The sequence below is a fragment of the Methanolobus psychrotolerans genome, from assembly GCF_002243045.1.
Lineage (GTDB): Archaea > Halobacteriota > Methanosarcinia > Methanosarcinales > Methanosarcinaceae > Methanolobus > Methanolobus psychrotolerans.
Genome location: NZ_MBKP01000022.1, coordinates 1 through 16,737, shown reverse-complemented (window position 1 = coordinate 16,737; position 16,737 = coordinate 1). Strand labels below are relative to the sequence as shown.

The 16,737-nt window shown below is 40.2% G+C and carries 14 protein-coding genes and 1 pseudogene; 6 read left to right on the top strand and 9 right to left on the bottom strand.

What is annotated here, in order from left to right:
• Positions 1-12: 12 nt before the first annotated feature.
• The 9 genes and pseudogenes from BB781_RS08955 to BB781_RS08915 form a co-directional block, all read right to left on the bottom strand.
• Positions 13-984, bottom strand: a complete 972-nt coding sequence (locus tag BB781_RS08955; RefSeq protein WP_094228158.1) for an AAA family ATPase — start codon at positions 982-984, stop codon at positions 13-15.
• Between the two features lie 52 nt (positions 985-1,036).
• Positions 1,037-1,933: a DUF7502 family protein gene (locus tag BB781_RS08950; RefSeq protein ID WP_094228157.1), complete on the bottom strand. Its 897-nt coding sequence runs from the start codon at positions 1,931-1,933 to the stop codon at positions 1,037-1,039.
• Positions 1,934-1,984: 51 nt separating this feature from the next.
• Positions 1,985-2,860, bottom strand: a complete 876-nt coding sequence (gene pheA, locus BB781_RS08945; protein ID WP_094228156.1) for a prephenate dehydratase — start codon at positions 2,858-2,860, stop codon at positions 1,985-1,987.
• A gap of 36 nt (positions 2,861-2,896) precedes the next feature.
• Positions 2,897-4,084, bottom strand: a complete 1,188-nt coding sequence (locus tag BB781_RS08940; RefSeq protein ID WP_164997835.1) for a mechanosensitive ion channel family protein — start codon at positions 4,082-4,084, stop codon at positions 2,897-2,899.
• Positions 4,085-4,179: 95 nt separating this feature from the next.
• On the bottom strand, positions 4,180-4,632 hold the full coding sequence (locus BB781_RS08935; RefSeq protein ID WP_242492594.1) for a nucleoside deaminase: 453 nt from the start codon (positions 4,630-4,632) through the stop codon (positions 4,180-4,182).
• 66 nt (positions 4,633-4,698) lie between these two features.
• Positions 4,699-5,132: pseudogene (locus BB781_RS08930) on the bottom strand (IS1 family transposase).
• Between the two features lie 448 nt (positions 5,133-5,580).
• Positions 5,581-5,724, bottom strand: a complete 144-nt coding sequence (locus BB781_RS08925; protein ID WP_094228153.1) for a DUF4177 domain-containing protein — start codon at positions 5,722-5,724, stop codon at positions 5,581-5,583.
• Positions 5,725-5,803: 79 nt separating this feature from the next.
• Entirely contained in the window at positions 5,804-6,115 is a 312-nt protein-coding gene (locus BB781_RS08920) for a hypothetical protein (RefSeq protein WP_094228152.1), read from the bottom strand.
• Between the two features lie 566 nt (positions 6,116-6,681).
• Positions 6,682-7,173 carry an AraC family transcriptional regulator gene (locus BB781_RS08915; protein WP_094228151.1) on the bottom strand — a complete coding sequence of 164 codons (492 nt, stop codon included), beginning with the start codon at positions 7,171-7,173 and terminating at the stop codon, positions 6,682-6,684.
• A gap of 312 nt (positions 7,174-7,485) precedes the next feature.
• On the opposite strand from BB781_RS08915, the gene BB781_RS08910 reads away from it, so the two are divergent.
• The 6 genes from BB781_RS08910 (at position 7,486) to BB781_RS08885 (ending at position 16,354) form a co-directional block, all read left to right on the top strand.
• The gene (locus BB781_RS08910; RefSeq protein WP_094228150.1) at positions 7,486-8,796 is read left to right on the top strand and encodes a metallophosphoesterase family protein; all 1,311 of its coding nucleotides are present in this window, start codon (positions 7,486-7,488) and stop codon (positions 8,794-8,796) included.
• Complete coding sequence (locus BB781_RS08905) at positions 8,783-12,619, top strand: AAA family ATPase (RefSeq protein WP_094228149.1); 3,837 nt, start codon at positions 8,783-8,785, stop codon at positions 12,617-12,619. Before BB781_RS08910 ends, BB781_RS08905 begins: the two co-directional genes overlap by 14 nt.
• Before the next feature lie 77 nt (positions 12,620-12,696).
• Positions 12,697-13,233 (top strand): hypothetical protein, encoded by a 537-nt coding sequence (locus tag BB781_RS08900; RefSeq protein ID WP_094228148.1) that lies wholly within the window; start codon positions 12,697-12,699, stop codon positions 13,231-13,233.
• Positions 13,223-14,257: a PIN domain-containing protein gene (locus BB781_RS08895; RefSeq protein WP_094228147.1), complete on the top strand. Its 1,035-nt coding sequence runs from the start codon at positions 13,223-13,225 to the stop codon at positions 14,255-14,257. Before BB781_RS08900 ends, BB781_RS08895 begins: the two co-directional genes overlap by 11 nt.
• Positions 14,221-14,916, top strand: a complete 696-nt coding sequence (locus BB781_RS08890) for an HAD family hydrolase (RefSeq protein WP_242492593.1) — start codon at positions 14,221-14,223, stop codon at positions 14,914-14,916. The genes BB781_RS08895 and BB781_RS08890 overlap by 37 nt, the downstream gene beginning before the upstream one ends.
• A 19-nt stretch (positions 14,917-14,935) precedes the next feature.
• Entirely contained in the window at positions 14,936-16,354 is a 1,419-nt protein-coding gene (locus BB781_RS08885) for an MBL fold metallo-hydrolase (RefSeq protein WP_094228146.1), read from the top strand.
• The last annotated feature ends 383 nt before the right edge of the window (positions 16,355-16,737 follow it).

Genomic DNA, 16,737 nt, shown 5'->3' with positions numbered 1-16,737 from the left:
TCTATTCTATTTCTACTTTATTTTCTCAAGTACGCTCTTGATTACCTGGTCAGTGCTTATTCCCCTTCTTTCAGCATCAAAGGTGAGCACGATCCTGTGTCTTAGTACCGGATATGCCATGGCATCAATGTCTTCCACACTGACATAATTTCTTCCGTGTAGCAGAGCCCGTGCTTTAGCTGCAAGGATAATTCCTATTGATGCCCTTGGAGATGCGCCGTATTCGATGAATTCGCTCTTGATACGTGTTGACATGACGACCTTGATAGCCCTGTTCCTGATATCGTCGGCAACCGGTACATCCCTTGTCAGTTTCTGCAGGTCAAGCAATGTGTTCTTATTGACCACCTTGCCAACGGCAGGCATAATGGATTTGGTGTAACGGTTCACGATCTCTATTTCATCCTCGTAGTTAGGATAGTCTACAAGGACCTTAAGCAGGAACCTGTCAAGCTGTGCTTCCGGGAGAGGGAATGTCCCTTCCATCTCAATAGGGTTCTGGGTTGCCAGGATAAAAAATGGTTGTTCAAGGAGGTAAGTATCATTACCTACAGTTATCTGCTTCTCCTGCATTGCTTCAAGTAATGCGGACTGGGTTTTTGGTGATGCACGGTTGATCTCATCGGCAAGTACTATGTTGGCAAATATGGGTCCGGGTTCGAATTTGAATTCCTTGTGTCCGTCACTTTCTTCAATTATCTGTGTTCCTGTGATATCTGCAGGCATCAGGTCAGGTGTACACTGTATCCTGCTGAAGTTAAGGTCCAGTGCTTTTGATATGGTTGAAATGGTGAGTGTCTTTCCAAGACCCGGGTTACTTTCTACCAATGCATGCCCGTTACAAAGCACTGCAATGATTATCTGTTCCACTGAAGCTTTCTGGCCGACAACTACCTTTCCAATCTCATTGAAAAGCGTTGCAAACATATCGCCGGCCATTTTGTATGTTTGCGACAGGTCCCTTGAATTAAGGTCGCTAGCCATCTATTATCTCCTTTATCTTTGTCCTATGAATGTAAATGATGAATATAATAAGTCAGTTTTTAGCCATTTCCTCAAAATACGACTTGATTACAGTCTCATAGCCCTGAGGAAGCTCTTCATAATATGCCTGTGATGAAATAACACTAATTTCATAAGGTGACGACTGGTCAAAGTCCTCATCAGACTCTGCAGCATCTTCCGGGTTTCCAAAACCCACGCCTGATCCTGGTGGTAGTGTCAGGTCAACTTCAGTTCCTTCCACAACAATGATCGCAGTATCTCCTGTCAGGTCCTCATTACCCGAACTCTCCGAATCGCCGCTCGTATCCTCAATATCAAAAAGGTCACCTGAAGTATCTTCACTCTGTGGCATAAATGGGAGGTCTTCTATTGTTTTTATGATCTCTCCAGGGTCGACATCTGTACGTATGTTGTTCGATACGATATAGCCAAGCGTTGATGCAGAGAGGAGTATCAGTACTATTCCTAATGTAAGCCTTCTTCTTTTAAGAAAAGCAGAAGACTGTACTTTTGAAATACTGGAAGAGACGACTCTTAACAGGTCATTGACTATCAGGTTTTCAGTATTTTCATTATCGTATGCAGTACGCAGTTTTTCATATAGGTTGGGATATTTCTGTTCCACTAAAAGGATAGCTTTGGTCTTATCATCATGCCTGTGGATCATTAAGGTCAATATCAATGAAAAAAAAGCAGCTATTAGTGCCAGTGCAACAGTTTCAAAAGCAACGCTCATGCCTGCTATTTCATAACTTGTTCCTGCCCTTACTTCAAAAGTGCTCATATAGGCAAATGCCTGGTCGAAATTTAACAGGAACATCAAGGTATAAAGTACCAATGTTATTGTCAGGAAATCTACAAGTTTATATGTCCTCCGGTACTTTTTGAGGGAAGCTTCCTGTTTTTTTATGAAATCCCTGATATCCATTTTGGCACCGTTGGTTTTATCCTGTAAAAATTATCTGCTTTTCAAACACATTCAATTAGATTCACAATAATGATCGAATTTAGGGTATGAACCAAGAATTTTTAACATCCCGACATTAGACTTCATATTATATAGTGCATCTTTTATAATTGTATCGCTTATATTTCCTTCCAAGTCAATGTAGAAAACATAGTCTCCAAGCACTTTCTTAGAAGGTCTTGACTCTATTCTTGTCAGATTGATATTATTCTTTGCAAAATCTCCCAGTATTGCATACAGGGCACCCGGACGGTCACGGTCAAGATAGACTATTATAGATGTTTTGTAAAGGATGTCCTGTTTGTTATCCCTTACATGTTCCATGACATTTTCCAGAGCATCGGGTCGTGTGATCACTATAAACCGGGTATGGTTATGTTTTCTGTCCTGGATATTTGGCATGATTATATTCAGATCATACACATCAGCAGTTTCAGGTGATGCGATGGCTGCCATTTCCTCAAACTCAGTGGCAAGTTTTGCCGCATGGGATGTACTTCCGGTGGACCTCAGCTCAGCAGCAGGAAAATGCTCTTTGAGGAATTGCCGGCATTGTCCAAGGCCCTGTGGATGTGAAAGTATCACTCTGATCTCTTCTTTCTTCCCTCTGGACAACAGGCAGTGTTCTATTGTAACAATACTTTCTCCTATGATGTGCACATCATGTTCCAGAAGCAGGTCCAGTGTAACTCCCACAGAACCTTCGATAGAGTTTTCCAGAGGTACGACCCCTATATCACACGCACCACTTTCCAGCAGGGTGAATACGTCCTGAATGTCACCGCAGTATTCAAGAACTTGTTCTCCTGCATTATTATTTTTCGCTATCCACTGCTTTGCAGCTTTCTCAGAGTAGGATCCTTTAAGGCCAAGTACACCGGTTATCATTCTGTTCCTCAATGACTGCAAATTAAAAAAATCTTTTCATTGCTGTTTTTCCAGCTTAGTTCCGATTTTTTTCCCCATGTCTGCAAGTCTGTTATCCAGCAATGTAACATCCTTTTCCGCATCAACAAGTGTCTTAACATACATATCATGCTGCTCAGCAGGCAGGGAAGTGATATCGGGCAGATTCCTGAGATCCTGGACAACAGGTTTGAGCTTATTCTCTTTCTGAGCAATCAGAGCAAGTTGTTCTTTCAGTCGGTTGTGTATATTTTCGTCCTTTATCTCCTTTATTTGTTCTTCCAGTTCCTTCCTGCGAGGGTTCAGACTTTCTGCAGTAGTATAGATCCTGTCAAGCATTTGTGCCAGGATGGCCTTGTCAAAGATTATATCTTCAGTCCTGACCTCCGGCTCCTTTTCTTGTTCTTCTGTTTTTTCCTTCTCTATCTCTTTTGGCGGCATACATACATAATCCTCGCTGAATACACGCTGATTCATGAACGTAGGAGAAACGATCTCGATATCAGAGCTGTGAAGAGAATCAATAACGTTCTTTTTAAATTCAGATCTTGCGGTTATCATGCCCTCAATATTCTTCAGAAGGCCACCTACTTTATAGGTGATGGAGAAATCCCCAAGCTTTTCAACATGAACAAACGGATTTTCAAGACCTGTAAGCTCTGCTGCCATGAACATGCTTTTCTCAATATCCTTTCTGGGTATATTATAGCCAAGTGATACGCTTACTGTGATGATCGTTCCTGAAGATCTTATGGTTTTGAGTGGTTTTGAACTCAGGGTAAGGTTGGGGATGGTGATCAAATCCCTGTCCATGGACTGTACCTGTGTGTGAAGGAAATACATTTCCGTAACCCTTCCAAAAGTATCATCAGTCTTTATGAAGTCTCCTACCCTGAATGGATGTATCCAGCGGAGCATGATCCCTGCCATGGCGTTCGCCACGAAGGTGGTTGACGAGAATGCGAGTATGGCACCAATGACTATACTCACAAAAGTAAGTATCAGGTTTTTATCTTCAACATTTATCGGTAGGGTAAAAACGGTAAAAAGTATTCCGGTGACAAGAATTGAAAAAAAGATCAGTTGCTGTATTATCTTATCCCTTGAGAATACATTCCTTTTCCTGAAAAGGAAATCAAATATTATTATTAGGAAGAGGGTAACCAGTAATGTTATTGTGCTTGGTATGAATTGCTCTATAGCCACGTCCTTTCTCCTGACTGATATTTTATTATGCTTAAAATGACTATCTTATAAAGTATATACATAAATGAGATGGTTGTGTTTCATATAAGTTTAGGTCAATACATCTGTTTGTCGCTCTTTTCAGACCATTCCCTAAGGAGTTTAAGGCATTCCTCTCTTTCAGTATTAATTAATTTCAGAGTCATATCATGTGTTTCACCCTGAATATGCCTGTAAAAAAGACTGTCATCAAAACCAATAGCAGCTACATCATCTTTATCGGAACCATAATATACAGTCTTTATACGTGCCCAGTAGATGGCTGCAAGACACATAGGACATGGCTCAGAACTTGTGTATATCTCGCAATCTGACAGGTCGAACTTTCCCAGGATAGCAGATGCCTCCCGGATGGCGAGGATCTCTGCATGGGCAGTAGGGTCATTGGTTCTCAGTACATTGTTATGAGTCCTCGATATTATGTTTCCATCTTTTACAACAATCGCCCCAAATGGTCCTCCATGATTGTGTTTCATCCCATAACGTGCTTCATCTATGGCTATTTGCATAAAGGTGTCCATGAGACTGTATCATTATTAATTGGTTTTAAGTACAGTGGTATATGTTTCTTGGCATTATAAACTCAATATAGTGAACTCTTTATTTCTATATTTCATCAAAAGAAGAACAGAGTACTTCACCATTTCAAGACTCTTCGTATAACACTTTGACTTTTTTCTCAATCTTGCCAGGAAATGCCTAAATATGCTATTGTATCCTTCCAACGTATATGTTTCAGCTTTGGATTGAGTATGTATAGCCGCTGGAAGAAACTCTGCATATGCCCTCCAGTGATCGGTCATGACTTACTCCCAAAAACCTTCCAATTGAGCGAAATCCTAATCCGTCGAGATAGAGTTCCAAAGCCTGTCTTTTAACATAATTAGAACTAGCTGTTGATTTTATCCAGACTGTATAGTTATATCCGCAATGATGGCATTTGTAGCGTTGGTGTTCACCTATTTTACCGTTCTTTTTGTGGTTGGAGCTCTTATACCGGACAGTTCATAGTGAAATATAGGTCCTCATAATATGTAACTATATATACTTACCAAAACCAAATAAAGATTAATCTGCCTTTCCCTCCTGACTCCCTTACATGTTGTAAAGATAAGTTCTAATAGTTCAGAAGGTCATATTTTTCATTCACTTAACAGGCATACATATATCAAGAATATTAGTGTAAGTGCGAGTATTTGTTTTGCTTTCATATTCTCATCCCCTTGAGATAATGTGTTTCTATATGCGGTTTGATATATAAAGAGGGCATCGGATAATGTGGGATGTAATATGCAGTAATTATTTTATGTCATTATTGAATCTATTTAGAAAAGACTAAATAAGTATATGAATATTTGATGAAGCGTGGCGCAGCACCCCGACCAATATCAAAAAATACCAACCAACCTTTTTTGGTTGCTGCGCTGCTATTTGCTGAGATGGTAATGCACTTTAAATTATTCAATCGGTCTCTTAAAGTAGTGCCAATTCCATACAACATCAACAAGCTCCCATCCCTGTTGGCCATATTCATTTAATACTCTTGTAGTTCTTCCACCCATACCAAATATAGAAACACATTTATATTCATATTTCTGCATTGAAAATCCTCCATGATTTAAACGAATCTATTAAAGAAATATTGTAACTGTATATTTTTCTTTTTGAAATAATTCATATTCAGACCTCATTAATTGCCTTTTTCTTCCATATCAGATTTTCATATGCAAATTGAATTAAAAGAACTACAATTAAAGCAGCTATTCCGGCAAGAAGCACTGCTAGTATTTTGTATATAATGTGACCTGCATACCATAGCGTGTGTATAACCGCTAGCCAAAGGGTGAAAACTGCTGCAACCATTATGCTAGTTATAATTCCAGCAATAACTTCACTTGGCGTATATGCTACATATGAAAATGCAAAGAAAGCAACCAATATCCCCCATATATAAAGCCAATATTTAGGTGGCATTACTTTGTTATTCTGCAAATCTTCTCCTCCAATTAAACAATCATAAAACAAATCGAAACACTCACTTCTTAGAAAGACTACAAATTCATAAATCTTTCGATTAATAGTCGAATTGGAATATTTACAGAATCTGTTCGTGCTTTTAACATTTAACAATTATTTAATTAACCTTTTTTAACTGAAGATATAACCACATAAAAGTTTGCTTAGCAGAATTATTTCCTCATTTAATCAATGATGTATGTCATCCCTGGTTTCGATAATAAATCAGGAAATACTTATTATCTCAATTATTTTCTTCCAAAATTTAAGTATCATTTTGACATTTAAAATTAATTATTTTTTCAATTGCCGAAAAGTACCTATAACTATATTATGGGTACTTTTGACGACATTTCGATAGATAATATTTATACTGTATAGATGTTTATGATTCGTATTTTGAAGTACAATTGATGTTTAGCTCATGAATTGGGTTATGTACCATCTTCCTCCATAAAGTACCCACTTGGAATTGCTTATTTTGTAGCCTTATTACTTATAAATACTACAAAAGATAGGTATTTGTAGATAAAAAATAATTATCATGCCAAAATAGGGATGTTTAACTCAACAATATGATGCTTTTCTGGGTGTTCATCGGGAGAGTTTAAGTATATTTCATAACTTGCCCTGGACATATCAATTTCAAGATTGTTTTCTATTAGCCACTGAACTATCTTCTCCCATGCAGGTCCATATTCTTCTGCTCCTGTTAGTTCTGCACGCATTACTACATACTTTCCTCCGGGAAGCTTTTTCTTTTTGATCTCTCCTTCAACATCAATGTCATCTTCAATGGCCATGCATACATCCAGCTTGAGTTCTTCCGGTGGTGTAGCACTTGGATCATCATAATAGGCAGACATCAAAATAGTATCTGTTCCCATCAGTTGTTTAGGCCCTGCCCAGCCACAAAGTTTACCAAACAAATTTTCAAATACCTTGGCGTTTCCTAAATAGTTTCCAACAAATGAAACATATGCTACAGTCCTTTCTTCTATTTCTTTTATTTCTGGTTCGTTTATAATCTCCAAACCTATCACCTATCATTATTTTCATACCGTTTTTTGTATTAACTACTATAAAAGCCTTCAGAATGTTAAGTGAAAGTGTTCTACTATTTCTTAGTTAATATTCGCAACAATGAGGAAAACGGCTTGTGGAAAGAAGCCAGACTGAATAGTTACAGTTTTTCTATAGAGCCAATCTATTCTTAAATTATAAGTAGAAGTCATTTGCTTTATAATACATGAGAAAAATATCAGTCAAAATTATAAAATAAACACAATGTATAAATATTAACTTTTATATTGTGTAACTAGAACAAAGTAAAAGGTCTTCTTCACATGGCTGCTAAAAAAAGATCAAAAAGCAATAATGATACTGATTTTATCTTTGTGCATACAGCAGACCTTCACCTGGACAGTTCTTTCCATGGACTTTCTGATATCAATCCCCTGTTAAGTGATGTAATGACAAAGGCTACGTTTGCAGCCTACAATAAGATCATTGACCTTTGCATCGAGAAAAATGCAGACTTTCTTCTGATAGCTGGCGATATTTACGACAGCGCTGACAAAAGCCTTTATGCCCAGCTGAAATTCCTTGATGGTCTTAAAAGACTATCTGATGCAGGTATTGCAACATACATCACACATGGGAATCATGATCCTCTTAATGGATGGTCTGCAAGTCTTGAATGGCCCGATAATGTGAAAGTATTCAGTGGTGATTATGTAGAAACCTTTTCAGTTAGCAGGAATGGCAGAGTGATAGCAAATATCAGCGGGATTAGTTATCGGACAACACACATCAAAGAAAACCTCGCAAAAGGTTTTCAGAAAAAAGATCCCGATTCTCCATATGCAATAGGCATGCTTCATTGTACGGTTGGCTCAGCAGAAGGGCATTATCCTTATGCACCCTGCAGTGTCCAGGACCTTAAAGAAACAAATTATGATTATTGGGCCCTTGGGCACATACATCAACCGCAGTTCGTCGAAACAGAACCTTTCATAGTCTATTCCGGTAATCCACAGGGCAGAGACCCGGGTGAACCGGGAGAGAGGGGATGTATGGTAGTGGAAGTAGACAAAAAAGGTAACACAAATGTCGATTTTGTCCCGGTTGATTCTGTTCGATGGTGTGTTGAAGAGTTATCTGTCAGCGAATTGGAAACAGAGGCTGATCTTATAGAACAGCTTGAAGAAAAGATGGATAAGCTCTTTGAGATCTCAGATGGCAGGCATTTAATTTGCAGATTCGTTCTCACAGGCCGAAGCCCATTGAAAAGGCTTCTGATAAAAGATGGCTTTTTGCCCGATCTTGTTCAACACTTAAGGGATAACTATGATGTGGGGCCTGGTTCTGTTTGGTTAGAACGGCTGAAGGACGAAACATCTTTTCCCTTTGAGCGCGCAGGCCTTTTAAGCAGACAGGACTTCATCTCTGATCTTTTGAGCATAACCGACCAGATATGTTCTGACAGTGATTGCCTAATGGAACTCGACGGTTCTTTACATGATCTTTTTGGAAAAGGAAAAATAAGACACATACTAAAGTCTCTTGATGAAGAAGAGAGGACAAGGATCCTAAAGACTGCAGAAGAGCTGCTTCTGGACAAACTTATTCCGGAGACTGAGCATGAGAATAACTGATCTGAACATAGACGGTTTTGGTAAGTTCAATGATTTTCCAATCCAAGACTTAGGCGAAGGTCTAACCGTACTGTATGGTAAGAACGAAGCAGGGAAGTCTACTTTGCTCTCATTCATCCGAAGAATGTTTTTCGATTTTCCCAACAAAAGAAGTAATCATAATCAATATCCGCCTTTTAACGGGGGTCTCCATGGTGGCAGGCTGTTGATAAATACAACTGACGGGGACAGTTATACGATTGAAAGGTACGTAAGCAAGGAGTTGAAACTGTATCTCCCGGATGGTACTTTTAAAGGAGAAGAAGAACTCCGGAAAATACTTGGTAGTGCAGACAAGGATGTCTTTGAGAATGTTTATGCCTTTGGTCTGGACGAACTGCAGGATTTCAATAAACTGAACGGCAATTCCGTCAGTGGGAAACTATACAGTGCAGGAACTGGCATCGGTGCAGTCTCTATCCCGGAAATAAACGATTTATTTGATAATAAGAAAGGAGCTTTATTCAAACCATCCGGGAGAAAGCCACCAATAAATGATCTTTTCAATCAAATAAAGGAACTAGAGACGCAGATAAAGGAAATTGAAGACGGGCAGCATGTATATGATCAGCTCCACAGCGATATCAGGAGAAAAGAAAAAGAGATAGCTGACCTTAAGGATGAGAAGTCAGCTCTCCTGAAAGATCAGGAACATATTAAGGCCCTTTTGTCAGTCTGGGACGACTGGGTGGACCTTCAGATCCATAGCAGTAAACTTGAAGAGCTTCCATTGATCGACAGTTTTCCTGAGAACGGATTAAACAGATACAACAGCATCAGGGAGAAGATCCAGATTCTTGATGAAAGTATTGAGGATCTCAAAAATTCTATTGAAAGGAACAGTGAGGAACAAAGCAGCATTGAGATAGATGAACTCCTTCTGGCCCGGAAGGACATTATATTTGAACTTGGTAACGGGATCGAGAAATACAACGCAGAAAGAGAGGAACTTCCAAAGCTGAAGTCCTCATTAAAGGCTGAAAAGAAAAGACTTGAGGCAAAACTTAATGAACTTGGACCGGACTGGGATGAAGAGAAACTGAATAATTTTGACAGGTCGATACCTGCAATTGATGGTGTACGCAAACGCCATGGTGAGCTACAGAGCATTGATGGTGAGATCACGGAGCTATGCCAGAGAATCGAGTTTGTCAGAGATTCCATTTCAAGCAAAAGCCAGGGCCCGGAAAACATTTCTGGAGCGTTACTGGAACAAAGGCCTTCAATCCTGAATATAGCAGACAGGGTCGCAGGTTATAAAGAAAATATTGAGAGAGTAAGTTCTGATAAGATAAAACTGGATAATAAGGAGAAAGAGCTTGCTCAAGTATTGCAGGATATTGGCAAGGAGTGGGATGAAAACATGCTGGAAAGCTTTGATCTGTCCGGCAGTCTGAAAGGCCACTTAAATTCCATAATATCTACCTTAAAGGAGACGGAATTAAACATCCATAAACTTGAAACACAGCTTGAATGGTCGAAAAGTGAAATTGAGAAGATAGGTCATAGTATCAATGGTATCAATTCTAAGATCAGTGCTATAGATGTACAGGTCCCTGAAAACAAAAACCGTGAGATGCTTGCTTGTTTGAAGAACCTTAGGGCACGATACCCATCTCTTAAGGAAAAGGAGCTGGAGCTCAGGTCTTTGGAGAGGGATGAGACGTTTGCTTCTATGATAACGCAGAAACCTGTTGCAGTTGGCCAGCGTATGCCCATGTGGCCGGCAGGAGCTTTTGGGATAATAGGTATTGCGGCCCTTGCAACCGGCTATGTCTACGATAACCTACAGGGAGGCATTATCGCATGTGCAGGGATGTTCATTATAGCGGTGGTCTATTCAGTATCTGTGAAGAACTCTGCTAAGAATACACATCTTCCTGTGCACAACACAGGTTCTGCTCGATCTGGCAATGCAAAGGAACAGATAGAGAATGATATCCTGGCCATTAAGGAAAAGATTATGAAAGATGCTAGTTCATGTGGTTTTGAAGACATACCTGAGATATCTGTGCTTGAGGACAGATATGACGAGCTTAAGGAATACGCTCTTAGCCTTAAGTCTGTTTCAGAGCTCACCTTGCAGAGGAAGGAACTTGAAAAGGACAGGGCTGCATCAAAAGAAAAGTATGCTCAGCTTGAAACAGAACAGAGTGAGATGAGATCTACTTCTCGAAAAGCCAAAAATGAATGGAAGAACTGGCTTACTTCATGCAACCTGGATGCTGATATAGTGCCTGAGAATGTTCATGATAAGCTTGCCCTTATTAGAGAAGCAAAGGACAGACAGGCTGTTATAGCAGAGCTTAATTCTCAGATACTTTCATGTGAGATATCCATAGGTGAGTTTGAAGAGGATTCAAAGAAACTCCTTGAAATTTGTAACTATGATGCGTCGGAGCGTTCTCTTGACCAGGCTGTTATAAAGTTGCGTGATGAGGCCGATGCTGAGTATGCCAAATCTGGTAAGGCTGAGCAGGTGAAAAGAGATCGTGAAGATCTTGAAAAGCAGTTAGAAGTGCTTGATGCTTATCTCAAGGAAAAGGAAGCAGAAAGAGGCGTGGTATTGGAAAAGTGGCACGAATGGCTTGCAAAGTACGACCTCTCCTCTGAGATGACACCTGAAAGTATTATTGATATATTTGCAGGTATCAAAAGCTGCTATGAGATCCAGGATAAAACAGAGGAACTGACTGAAAAGATCGGCATATACGGCCGTTCTATTGAGCTATATGGGAACAGAATAAAATCTGTCCTTGATGCTTGTGAAAGAAAGAGTACAGGACTTGGATCTGATACTGAACTTGAGATTCTCCGCGGGGATCTGGAAAAGACGCTCAGTAAAAAGAATCAGCTCGATAACCTCGTTTCAGAGAATAATAGACTTCTTTTCAGTCTCAGGGGAGCTGAAGATAAACTATCTGGCTGTTCCGGCGACATGACTGCCCTCCTTCATGAAGCAAATGTGGGTAGTGAAGAAGATTTTGTTAAGAACGCAAAGATATGGGATGAGATTGTCCTGGCAAGAAGTGGATACGAGATCGCAGAATCACATGTGAGGAAACTTTCCGGAAATAACGACGATCATCTTAAGATCATTAATGAACTGAAAAATTCAAAACCTGAAATGCTGAAGACACAGGAAACTGAAATTGCTGAAAGGATAAGTGAAATAGAAAGTGCCCTTGAATCCCTGAACGATGAGAAGGGACGCATCAGAAATCAGATAAGGCAGCTTGAGGGTTACAGTGAAGGCTCTAAGCTGCGGCTGGAACTTGAAACTCTCAAAGAGGAGATCAATGAGAAGTCCAGAGAGTGGGCTACATATTCAATTGCACAGCATATTCTCTCAAAGGCCATGGACAAATATGAGAAAGAAAGACAGCCGGCTGTTATTACTGAAGCTCAGAACTTCTTTTCCAATATCACTGGCGGGAAATATGAAAGGATATACTCCCCCTTGGGTTCTTCGGACATCTTTGTTGAAGATAAAAGCGGAAAGCGTAAAAACATTGATGAGCTAAGCCGGGGAACGGCTGAACAGCTCTATCTAGCACTTAGGTTTGGTTTCATCAAAGAGCTTGGCAAGCACTCTGAACCACTGCCCATCATATTCGATGATATCCTGGTCAACTTCGATCCTGTTAGGAGCAGAAATGCTATCGTTTCTATCCATGAACTTAGTCAATCGAATCAGGTGCTCTATTTCACCTGCCATCCGGGGACTGTTGAGATGTTCAGGAGCATTGTGCCGGATGTAGGTGTTGTTGAGCTGGACGTGTGAGTGTTTTTGTTTATAGGATCATCATATCAATACTATCAATATAAGTGGATTTGAGCATCTTCGGATTAAGTGATCACATGACGGAATCTTCCCCTAAGAAAGTCTATATAACCATGCTGGGACGTTCGGTGTGGGCAGTTCTGAACTCATACCATGCAGTTTTACGTGAAAAAGAGTTCTTCCCGGATGAGATAGTCCTCTTTGCAGAAGGTAAAGCCAGTGAGAAGCTTCTAAAAGAGATAGATGCAACTGTCAGAGGTCTGGCTATTCTGTCAGAAGAATTCCATATATCTCCGGCCATCAAATACGAAGTTATCTCCGAGAGTGAATGTGAGATAAGTTTCGATGCTGATTTTGTAAAGATGGTCCAGCACATTCTTGGTCTGATCAAGAAAAGGAAAAAGGATGGTGATGTGATAGCAATTGACATCACTCCTGGAAAAAAGACACTGGTTGCAGGCACTCTTCTGCCCATTAACCTTTCAGATGTGGACCATATTTTCTATCTATCCATCAAAGAGACGGTTCCCAGACCCTACATGATGATACCGTATCAGATACAGCAGTTGAACGATTTCAAAGAACAGGTTGTGAGGGCCATGAATGGACAGTGAACTGGTTGAGAACAGTGTGGTCATCCAGAGAGATGAATTGCAGATACTGCTGAACCTTTTTGGTGACCAGTCAGTTGTGGTCGATTACCCGCTTTTTGACCTTAAACTTATACAGGCAAAGACCTCGGGTGATGGGTACAGGATACGTGTTCTGTCTGATGAGGAAGATTTTGAAGAGCTATATGCGGATTATAGCACTTATGTCAATGAACTGCCATCCTTTGATGATATAAGGTACTGCATGCTTTTGAGCGAGATCATTCAGTACGACAATATAGATGATTTCAAAGATATGCTCAAAGCCTATGAAAAGCTTGGTAAGATAGTTTATCTTGCCCTTGACACCAATATGCTGTATCAGGGTTTCCCTTCAAAGGCCAGTTACATTAAAGCTCCTCGTTACCTTATTGTTGATACTGTTTATGACGAGATAGAAAGCTCTGTCAATTACAAGTACAAACCTTTCCATATACATGAGATGCAGGAGTGTGCCCACTATCATGCAGAACTGCTGGAAAACCTTGAGAACAGGAAAATGAAAAAGGCCAGAAAAGCTGCTCATGTGGCAATGAAGGAATACCACTATATCAGGGAATATATCCAGGAGGTCAAGGCCGAGCTACCTTCAACAAACCACAGTGAGAAGAACGACAGAATAATTGTCAACGCGATACGTCGTTTTGATGAAGAGAACAATTATGCCTATCCTGTATTCCTTACCGCTGATACAAATGCATCAAATCTGTGCGAGGGGAAGGGGCCTGACTTTTTCCATTTCACATATCCTTCCACTCTGGATGCCAGAGAATGCAGTTCTGACCAGTTTGTAAAGCTCGTTTACTGGCTTGCGATTGTAAACGGGTTCATAAAATGTAATTCTGTTATCGTTTGTGGTGAGTTCGGACATAAAGGCAGGGACGACGACTCCCTGAAACTTATGTTCCAGGACAGGAAATTATTTGAGATTTTTACACGGGAACTTGGAATATGCAGAAGACTGATGGAACTGAAGATCGCAAAATAAAAGGCATAATGTTTGATATGGACAATACGCTCTTTGATCTTGTTGAGGCTAAGACAGCATCCTGTAATGCTATTGTTGATCACATTGGCACAGGAGATCCTGAAGAGCTGCTGATGTATTTCCTGAGGTCTGAGCATGGCTTTGAGAGTCCGGAGAACATACGCGATTATCTGAAGGATATAAAGGTCTATAATGAATTTGCCTTTGAAAATTGCTGTAAGATATATCATGATACTAAAATCGATACTATCAAGCTCTATCCGCATGTTCTTGAGACGCTTGCACTTTTAAGGGAACGTCGAATAGGTTTGTTCATTGTTACGGATGCCAGTCATGCTAACGCCAGGGCTCGTCTTGAAAAACTGAGTTTATCAGAGATGTTCGATCATATAATCACCTCTGATATGACAGGTTCAAGCAAACCGGACATAAAGGTTTTTCATCATGCCTTGTCCAGAACAGGACTCAGGGCTGAAGAAGTGCTTTTTGTAGGGGACAGCCTTCGAAGGGATATAGAGCCTGCAAAGAAAGCAGGTATGATGACAGCACATGCTCTGTATGGTGATCGCAACATACATGAGCTCTGTAAAGCAGAAGCAGATCACATTCTGAATAATATCAGAGATATTTTCAACGTTAAAGGCATAGGACAACAATAGATCATGTTATAATGGTGCAATGATGGTATCGATCAAGGTTCTGGGTGGAGATGGAGAGATCGGTGGTAACAAGATACTTGTTGAGCATAAAGGTACAAGGATATTCCTGGATTTTGGAATGAGCTTTAAGCAGAATGGGATGTTCTTCTCGGAATTCCTGAATCCCAGGAAATGTTCGGCTCTTGGGGATTTCTTTGAGTTTGGCTTGCTGCCTGATATTGAAGGGATCTATAGGGAGGATTATTTGTGCCATATGGGCAGATTTCCTGAGGAGAGGTCAGTTGATGCGGTGTTCCTGTCACATGCCCATGCAGACCATGCACAGTACATTCATTTTCTGAGGTGGGATATTCCGATATACTGTACTGATGCTACTAAGATAATACTTGAATGTCTTCAGGACACCGGAAGCAATACATTTTCAGATCTTATTGATGCCTGTGAGGCTTTCCGGTTCTATACTAACAGAAATGGTGGTCTCTCCAGAGTTGACCGAAAGAAAGAGGATTATATTCACAAAAGGGATTTTTGTGTAATGGAAACAGGCAGAAGAATATCCATCGGAAGTCTTGAAGTTGAAATGATCCCTGTAGATCACTCCCTTCCAGGTGCCTGCGGATTTATCATCTATACTGATGAAGGTAACATTGTTTACACCGGTGATATCAGGTTCCATGGTTCAAATGGACATCTCAGCAGGAGATTTGTTGAGAAGGCACGTGAAGCCAGACCTAAATGGTTACTGTGCGAAGGGACGCGTATCGACAGCAATGAAAGAGATAGCGAAGCAGATGTCAGGGATAAGATCACTGGCCTGCTCTCCCAATCAGAAGGGATTGTCTTTGTTGAGCATCCTATAAGGGATATTGACAGGACCAACAGCATCTTTAATGCTGCAAAAGCAAACGGAAGACAGTTTGTAGTGCCTCTGAAACTTGCCTATCTTGTAGAGAAACTAGGTTCACATTGTCCATTCTGCCTGGATGAAGTAAAGATACTCGTTCCAAGAAAAAGCTGGGGTCTGGTTACTAAAACAGGTATGATGCAGGAACAGGTTGAGAAAGATTATGCTACGTGGGAGCGTGAATACATCCAGCGCCCCAATTCTATTACCTGTGATGAGCTTAAAGATTCACCTGCAGACTATGTTGTTTCCATGAGCATGTGGGAAATAGGACAGCTTGCAGATATCAAACCCTCAAATGCTCTCTGGATAAAGTCATCGTGTGATCCTTTCTGTGATGAAATGGAACTTGATGAGGAAAGAAAGCAGAACTGGATAAGACATTTTAAAATAAGGCATGAAAGTACACATGCATCCGGTCATGCAAATGGTGAGGAGCTGAGGGAGATGATCAGGGAGATCAGTGCGGAGATATTGATCCCGATTCACACAGAGAATGAAGACTTCTTTGATGATTTTATCGAGAAAAAGTAAGAATACAACCGTTTCCAAACATGGGTTAATTACGACTTTACTCAGAAAAGTGATTTTGAAGTAGTCGCAGACTTACTTTTTTAAGCTTGATTTGTAAGACTGAAAATCAGTGCTCTTGTTTTATAACTTTGTTTTTATCCCACCAATAATTAAGAGACTTTTTATTATTTTCTGTTTTACCCCTTAGCCTTTCTTCTTTATTTGTATTGATCAGCATACAGTACAGATAAATTAGAATATAAAGCAAATAATTACTATATGTATGACTAAAGGAAACATTCCTCTCAATAAGTCACTGGCAAAAGAGATACAGGATGGAAACGTAATCCAAGAACTTCCCGAAGTAATATACGATAAAAAGATGTACCCTTTGTTTACGGTAA

Excerpts from the sequence above, each read along its gene's own strand:
- BB781_RS08885 (WP_094228146.1), top strand. The coding sequence starts at position 14,936 with ATGATGGTATCGATCAAGGTTCTGGGTGGAGATGGAGAGATCGGTGGT.
- BB781_RS08955 (WP_094228158.1), bottom strand. The coding sequence starts at position 984 with ATGGCTAGCGACCTTAATTCAAGGGACCTGTCGCAAACATACAAAATG.
- BB781_RS08935 (WP_242492594.1), bottom strand. The coding sequence starts at position 4,632 with ATGCAAATAGCCATAGATGAAGCACGTTATGGGATGAAACACAATCAT.
- BB781_RS08895 (WP_094228147.1), top strand. The coding sequence starts at position 13,223 with ATGGACAGTGAACTGGTTGAGAACAGTGTGGTCATCCAGAGAGATGAA.
- pheA (WP_094228156.1), bottom strand. The coding sequence starts at position 2,860 with ATGATAACCGGTGTACTTGGCCTTAAAGGATCCTACTCTGAGAAAGCT.
- BB781_RS08890 (WP_242492593.1), top strand. The coding sequence starts at position 14,221 with ATGCAGAAGACTGATGGAACTGAAGATCGCAAAATAAAAGGCATAATG.
- BB781_RS08905 (WP_094228149.1), top strand. The coding sequence starts at position 8,783 with ATGAGAATAACTGATCTGAACATAGACGGTTTTGGTAAGTTCAATGAT.
- BB781_RS08950 (WP_094228157.1), bottom strand. The coding sequence starts at position 1,933 with ATGGATATCAGGGATTTCATAAAAAAACAGGAAGCTTCCCTCAAAAAG.
- BB781_RS08925 (WP_094228153.1), bottom strand. The coding sequence starts at position 5,724 with ATGCAGAAATATGAATATAAATGTGTTTCTATATTTGGTATGGGTGGA.
- BB781_RS08910 (WP_094228150.1), top strand. The coding sequence starts at position 7,486 with ATGGCTGCTAAAAAAAGATCAAAAAGCAATAATGATACTGATTTTATC.
- BB781_RS08900 (WP_094228148.1), top strand. The coding sequence starts at position 12,697 with ATGACGGAATCTTCCCCTAAGAAAGTCTATATAACCATGCTGGGACGT.